The sequence below is a fragment of the Brevibacterium sp. S111 genome (assembly GCF_004745075.1).
Lineage (GTDB): Bacteria > Actinomycetota > Actinomycetes > Actinomycetales > Brevibacteriaceae > Brevibacterium.
In genome coordinates, this window is the sequence record NZ_RHFH01000046.1 from 1 (window position 1) to 1,901 (window position 1,901).

Sequence of the window (1,901 nt, forward strand, 5' to 3'; positions counted from 1 at the left end):
TGAGTATTCGGTGGTGTGAGCGCCACTGACTATTGTGGTTGAGCGCCACCCGATATTGCCTTTCAGCGCCACCGGGTCGTGGCGGTGAGCGCCAGGCCGTCACCCGACGCTCACCGACAATTGGTCACTGCGTGGCTGTACTGATGTGTTCGCGCATGTTCATCTCCCCAGTCGTGATCCAGATCGTGTTGTGAACGATACGATCCATGATCGCATCCGCGTGGACACCGGACCCGAGTCGTTGATGCCAGTCCTTCTTCGCATACTGGGTGCAGAACACCGTCGATGTCGTATCGTAACGACGTTCAAGGAGCTCGAGCAGCATCGAACGGACATCGTCATCGGGTTCGTCGAGCAACCATTCATCGATGACTAACAGCGTGAACGCCGAGTATTTGCGTAACCATTTCTCCCGACCGCCCGGCTTGTCCTGCGCAGTGGCCCACGATTCTTCAAGATCGGGCATGCGAATGTAGTAGGCACGGTAGCGATGCTGACAGGCCTGCTTCGCCAGCGCCGACCCCAGATACGACTTGCCAGACCCGGTGAACCCCTGGAACACAACGTTTTGCTGCCGGGTGATGAACGAGGCGGTTCCGAGTTGAGCGATGACGTCACGGTCGAGGCCGCGCTGGTCGATCAGCGCGATCCGACGCAGATCCGCATCGGGATATCGCAGTCCAGCCCGGCGGATGAGCCCCTCGACTTTCGCATGGGTGAACGCAGCATGAGCGTCATCGACAGCGAGCTGGATGCGCTCTTCGAATGGCATTCCCAGGGTGAGAGCGTCGTCTTGGGCATCGAGTGCGCTCAGCAGGCTTGTTGACCCCATTTCACGCAGTTTCCGTTTCGTTTCGTCATCGAGACGAGTCATCGTTGTCCTCCTGCGTAGTAGTCTGGCCCACGAACGAAACCGACCGTGGGCGTTGGTCCAGCAGCGGGCAGCCCGGACGGTTCAGGGCTTCGTCTGCGCTTGCTGGAAGGCGTGTCTTGCCCACTGTCGAGAATCGGCCGCAAATGCGCATACCGTGGTGATCGAATCCGACCCGATAACGCGATACCAGCGGCGGCTTCGACTCGTTTAGGAGAGAAGCGGCGCGACAGGCGCAGCACTGCCAGTGCCGCGTTCAGTCCCTGTTCCTCAACGGGCACGGACTCGAAGATCCGGTTGATCACCGTCGTCGTGTCTTGTCCGATACGAGCTGCCCATTCCCGCACGCGAGGCCCGTCCCATTGTTGATACCTCTCACCATGGGGCAGGTCGCCATCGTGTGTGTGATGGGTGTTGATGACTCCTGCCAGCGGAAGCAGGTGACTCGAAAGCCGCGTGTGCCCGTCGAAGATCTCGACTGTCGTTTCCGTGATCCGTAAGTCGACGCTGGAACCGACATGCGCATAGGGCACGGAGTAGAAGTTCTTCTCGAACACCACGTGCCCGTCTTTGCGGACTTTCCTCCCATAGATCCAGCGGCTGATCTCATAAGCAACCGCCGGCAACGGCCGCAGCAGGGGCCGTTCCTCGGCGTCGAAGACCGATGCCCGTGATCCAAAACGGTTGGGCGTTGTAGGCCCGCATTCGTTCATAGATCGCCTCACGTAGCTGAGGCAGTGTTCGAAAGGTCTGTCCGCGCAGTGCCGCGATGACCTGGGTGGCGATATTGCCGACCGTGTTTTCAACACTGGCCTTGTCCTTGGGTTTCCTGACTCGGCCCGGCAGGACGGCTGCCGAATAGTGTGCAGCCAGCTCACGATAGGCATCATTGAGGATGATCTCTCCTTCCCGAGGATGGGAGATCACGCCGGTCTTGAGGTTGTCGGGCACGATCCGGGGCACGCTGCCGCCGAACCAGTCGAACATCGCTATATGCGCCCGCAGCCAGGTGTCCTGCTTCATATCCAGG

The 1,901-nt window shown here is 59.8% G+C and carries 1 protein-coding gene and 1 pseudogene; both read right to left on the reverse strand.

Annotated elements, in window-relative coordinates; translation table 11 throughout:
• Positions 1-124 precede the first annotated feature (124 nt).
• Entirely contained in the window at positions 125-874 is a 750-nt protein-coding gene (locus EB836_RS17940; RefSeq protein WP_101555552.1) for an ATP-binding protein, read from the reverse strand.
• Positions 871-1,901, reverse strand: a pseudogene (locus EB836_RS17945) (IS21 family transposase); the annotation flags it as partial. The gene EB836_RS17940 and the pseudogene EB836_RS17945, both read right to left, overlap by 4 nt.

Excerpts from the sequence above, each read along its gene's own strand:
- EB836_RS17940 (WP_101555552.1), bottom strand. The coding sequence starts at position 874 with ATGACTCGTCTCGATGACGAAACGAAACGGAAACTGCGTGAAATGGGG.